Genomic DNA, 4,440 nt, shown 5'->3' with positions numbered 1-4,440 from the left:
ATACAATTTATTCAGCAAAATTAAATAATAAAACCAAAGATGTCATTTTGCTCTATAAAAAAATTGGAGATGGCGGTGGCTTTGCCCAACTTAAAAACAACAGTGGTGCAAGAGTTAAAGGTTCTGATCTCGGTCATGCTAATGATTTAACTGCAGTAAGTTCTGACACTACAACATCACTTTATATTGCTCCAATAGGAGGTAAATACGAAAATAAAATTATAAAATTAAATGTAAACGCTAGTGGTTATACATTCAGTAAAGTATATATAGTAAAGTACAATTGCACTATTTTGAACAAAGGATTCTCCCCCAAATTATAAATATAGTATTTAAAATGGAAATAAGACAAGAAGGAACTAGCCAAGCATGGTTTCCTGAAGCTTGGGATAGCAGTGAAATAACAATTATATTCCCTGATGAAACACAAAGAATGTTAGGAGGTAGTAAGAATGATTGATAAAAATAGAATATGTAATAATCTAAAGTATATAGAATCTATGAATCAATATAGTGCATCCCCTAATCTTGATGAATATTGGAATGAGATTGTTGAAATGCTAAGTGGAGATCTTGAAGAAACAAGAAAATTATCCTAGTATTGATATAAAACAAGATATACAATGGGCAAAAGATGCAATAGAAGGTTAGATAAGATTTCGTGTAGGGTAACACGAAATCTTATTTTTTACCATAAAAATTTAGAAATATTAAACTAAAAATCTTATTTTGATATTCTACAAATGGCTTAAAACAGTTATTTTTTTAAATTTCGGAAAAATAATATTTAGCGAAATTAGGTTATTTTCTATTGCCATATTCATCAAAACTTCTTCTTAAAGCCCTTTCTGTAGAAAAAACAGAAGTCCCAAGAAAAATACCTTGTATGAGAATAAGTGTATTGCAAAAAAAATTTATAATAACTTTATCTTTCCCAAGCATAAACATCATAGCTATAATAGTAGCAATAAACAGACTCCATCCTATTGGTATCAATATTTTTCCACAATGATTGTATGCAAATTCTAAAGTATCTTTGTTTTTCGTAGACATAGAACTTCGGTATACAAAATCTCTTTTTATTTCTTTTGGTGTATTTTTGATAAGGTATTTACCAAGTGCAATTATTGCAATTGGCATTGACAAAGTAAAAATTATCTTAAAAATGAAAAGCCCTGTGATCAAAAGCCCCATGTATGCATCACTCCATAAAATATAATAGCACGAATTTACAATAATTATAACACTTATTACAGTATATGGATATTAATTTCACTAAAGTGCCATTTAGCGAATAATGTTTCTTGACAAAGCGATTATTCCAGTAAAATGAATTTATTCAATAACTTTACATAGATGTGCTTTAGGAGTAATATTTATCTTGTAGTAATTTTACAAATAATTGCTAGATAAATTAAAATGAAGAAAGGAATGATTATTACAATGAAAAGAATGAAAAAATTTTTATCTATTGTAATTATAGCATTATTTAGTTTTATAGGATTATTACCATTTAATGCTAAAGCAGATAGTACAAGCCTTAAAGAAAATCAACAAATGATAAATCAACTTACATCTCAAGTTGATTTAAAAACTAATTCAGATAAAATAGTAACGTCTAAAAGTGATGCAATATATCAAGATAGTAATAACAATATAGCAAATGGGACAACAAAAATTCATTCTAAATTCAAAGGGGTAGCAGCAGGCGAAGGTGCAACAATAGGAGAAATAAAGTGGCGTATTAGCAATGAATATGTAAATGGTAAATCACAGTTTACATATCACATTGATAATCTAATAGGAGTAAGGCCTATTTTGATGGAGGTTGTATTGCAAGTTGCAGTAAGAAATGGGGTAACAGACGCTCCTCAACCTTATGGGACAGCAACATTAACTTTTAATACTGCTGAAATTACTCCTGGTGCAAGTAAGAGTATGTCAGTCAATGCTAGAACAGGTTACTTAACAGTTTATGGGGCATATGGAGCTCTTGCACCAGATGGAAATCCAAATTATTATACAATTGGTGCATCAACAATTTTGACAAATAAATTAAATCAGTATTTCCCAAATTATGTTGATCCAGTATCAGGAAAACAAGCAGTAACTGCTATCAGAACAGACTGGGCATTAACTGGTTCACATCCATGGAATGGTAGAGCTGCTTATAAGAAACAATTTGAAACACAATATGGTGTACAACCCCAGTCATATTGGGATTCAGTTCAAATTCATCATATTAGGCCACGAAATTTTGGTGGAGATGATTCTTATGATAATCTAATGCCAGTCGTAACTAGACCTTCACATCTATTAATATCTAAATGGTTTACAAATTATAAATAAACAAGGGGATTAAACATGGCAAATGAAATTTATATTAACAAAATAATATCTTCTTTAAAAATTAAATTAGACAAAAATAATTCACTATATCGTACCAGTTATAAAGGAGATGTAATTTTATCAAAGATGAAATTCAATGAACCGTTAGATAAACAAGAATTAAATAAAATTAAAGACATTTGCTTGCCAGAAGATTATATAAGTTTTTTGGAAATTAGTAATGGAGCTAAATTTTTTATAGATGAATGTAATGGTAGTCAAGGAATTCTTGAGTTATATTCGTTAAGTCAAATAATCAAAGAAAAAAGTTTTTATTATAATAATTTACAAAGTGAAAATGAGTATCCAATAGGTATTTTACTAGATAATGCTGAATTGTTAGTTGATGAAATAGCTTTAAAAAACAAAAAAGATTATCTGTTTTTGGCTGATGGTTCAAAGAAATTCAGCTATAGTTTTCAAGAATGGCTAGATAAATTTATCATTGCTCAAGGTAATGAATTTTGGATATTAGATTCGCCTTATTGGTAACATTAAGAGGAGTATGTTATAAAGGGCAAAGTAGAAAATAAAGAATAATTAAAAGCCAATGATTTAAGATCATTGGCTTTGTTGTTTTTCACTAAAGTCAAATTTAGCGAAATCAGTTAAGTTTCTATGTTATTTTTATAAAAAAGACATAGATAGAAAATACTTATAACAAGAGGTGAATTATATGCAAACAAAGAAATTTTTAATTTTTCTATTTATTTTTCTATTTATGTTTGGTGAAGTTTCTGAAGCGAATCAAGTACCAATAGCAAATACTTTTAAACAAGGTATTTATGCCGTTTCGCCTGAACATGAAGGGAATTATCGTAATATTAGACTTGTAACACCAAATAAATCTGCTACTGTTACAATACTTGACTCTACTAATACTCAAATATTGTTTGTAAAACTTAATAATATAAATGAGTATTTAAAAGTTGGACCTATAAAAAAAGGAGAAACTTTAATTATAGGTGGTGAAGGAGAAGTATCTATAACACATTAAAATTAAGGAGTTGTTGCAATATGCAACAGCTCCTTTTTTGAACTTCGTAAAAATATAATTTAGCTAAATTAGGTATATATCTAATTGATGAATTCAATAATACCGAGAGTTATTAACAATATTCCTGAAATTAATGGGGCATATTTACCTAATAAATTTCCTAATACATGATTTCCTATAGTTTGACCAAACACAATTGTAAGAATACTTATAATAAATGTGGCTATAACAGTAAACTGAATACTAACCCCTGTTATACTTGCAGCTACTCCAGTACCTAAGTTGTTAAATGTAAGTGAGAATGCCACAAAAATAGCTTCTTTTATGCTTATATCACCAGATTTATCTAAATCTGATTTTTCCGCATATTCAATCATATCAGTAATATCCTTTAATGCAAGATCTTTTGAATTTCTAGCATATATAAGTTTTATTATACTTTGAATTGTAAAATATCCTCCCAACATAATAATAGCTCCAGCACCCAAAATATTTGATATATAGTTTGGTAAAAATTTCGAGATATATAATCCAAGATACATAGATAAAAATGTACCTGTAGATGTTATGAATGCTATTACAAGATTTGCAATTATTGGTATCCGTATCTTTTTTATTCCATATGCAATACCAACAACTACATTATCTAAATTAGAGGATAAACTAAATAATAGTGCAGATAAAAGTAATGCCATTTATATATTTCCTTTTGATTATTACAATTTAACATATGAATTATAAATCTATATTGTGATTTTGATAAAATGATTGGAATTTGTAATGAAAGCAAAAATAGGTATGATAAGTATCCGGGATTTACATATATGTGAATATATTCTATAATATGACTAACAATTATAAGGGGGGAAAATAATGTTAAAAAAACTTAAAAAATTATTAATTACAACATCATTACTTGTATTTCTAATTCCTACTACGGCATTTGCATTTGAACAAACTGGTTACTTCAACAAGTATACAGATTATGCAACTGGAAGCTTGAATAATGTTACTGGTTATACAGCAATGGAAGGTATGTGCATTGACAGAGTTAC

At 28.1% G+C, this 4,440-nt stretch carries 9 protein-coding genes; 7 read left to right on the top strand and 2 right to left on the bottom strand.

What is annotated here, in order from left to right; all coding sequences use genetic code 11:
* From FAY47_RS15860 to FAY47_RS20395, 3 genes are all read left to right on the top strand, one after another.
* The coding region (locus FAY47_RS15860) for a hypothetical protein (protein WP_185966862.1) at window positions 1–323 on the top strand (323 nt) is incomplete at its 5' end.
* A 14-nt stretch (window positions 324–337) separates the two neighbouring features.
* On the top strand, window positions 338–460 hold the full coding sequence (locus tag FAY47_RS21210; protein ID WP_279232103.1) for a hypothetical protein: 123 nt from the start codon (window positions 338–340) through the stop codon (window positions 458–460).
* Window positions 453–599 (top strand): hypothetical protein, encoded by a 147-nt coding sequence (locus tag FAY47_RS20395; RefSeq protein WP_185966861.1) that lies wholly within the window; start codon window positions 453–455, stop codon window positions 597–599. Before FAY47_RS21210 ends, FAY47_RS20395 begins: the two co-directional genes overlap by 8 nt.
* Window positions 600–801: 202 nt before the next feature.
* On the opposite strand, the gene FAY47_RS15855 is transcribed toward FAY47_RS20395, so the two are convergent.
* On the bottom strand, window positions 802–1,194 hold the full coding sequence (locus tag FAY47_RS15855) for a hypothetical protein (RefSeq protein ID WP_143317875.1): 393 nt from the start codon (window positions 1,192–1,194) through the stop codon (window positions 802–804).
* A gap of 258 nt (window positions 1,195–1,452) precedes the next feature.
* Here FAY47_RS15855 and FAY47_RS15850 point away from each other — a divergent pair, with 258 nt between their 5' ends.
* From FAY47_RS15850 to FAY47_RS15840, 3 genes are all read left to right on the top strand, one after another.
* Window positions 1,453–2,349, top strand: coding sequence for an HNH endonuclease signature motif containing protein (locus tag FAY47_RS15850; RefSeq protein WP_143317874.1), 897 nt, complete (start codon window positions 1,453–1,455; stop codon window positions 2,347–2,349).
* Between the two features lie 15 nt (window positions 2,350–2,364).
* Window positions 2,365–2,880: an SMI1/KNR4 family protein gene (locus FAY47_RS15845; protein WP_143317873.1), complete on the top strand. Its 516-nt coding sequence runs from the start codon at window positions 2,365–2,367 to the stop codon at window positions 2,878–2,880.
* A 184-nt stretch (window positions 2,881–3,064) separates the two neighbouring features.
* Window positions 3,065–3,385, top strand: a complete 321-nt coding sequence (locus FAY47_RS15840; protein WP_143317872.1) for a hypothetical protein — start codon at window positions 3,065–3,067, stop codon at window positions 3,383–3,385.
* Between the two features lie 80 nt (window positions 3,386–3,465).
* Here FAY47_RS15840 and FAY47_RS15835 read toward each other — a convergent pair whose 3' ends face one another.
* Complete coding sequence (locus FAY47_RS15835; protein ID WP_143317871.1) at window positions 3,466–4,080, bottom strand: manganese efflux pump; 615 nt, start codon at window positions 4,078–4,080, stop codon at window positions 3,466–3,468.
* 178 nt (window positions 4,081–4,258) lie between these two features.
* Here FAY47_RS15835 and FAY47_RS20390 point away from each other — a divergent pair.
* On the top strand, window positions 4,259–4,440 hold a 182-nt coding region (locus tag FAY47_RS20390; RefSeq protein WP_207706258.1), incomplete at its 3' end, for a hypothetical protein.

The sequence above is a fragment of the Clostridium sp. HBUAS56017 genome (genome assembly GCF_007115085.1).
GTDB lineage: Bacteria > Bacillota > Clostridia > Clostridiales > Clostridiaceae > Clostridium > Clostridium cibarium.
Note: the sequence above shows the minus strand (reverse complement) of the source record. Positions and strands in the feature narration are given on the sequence as shown.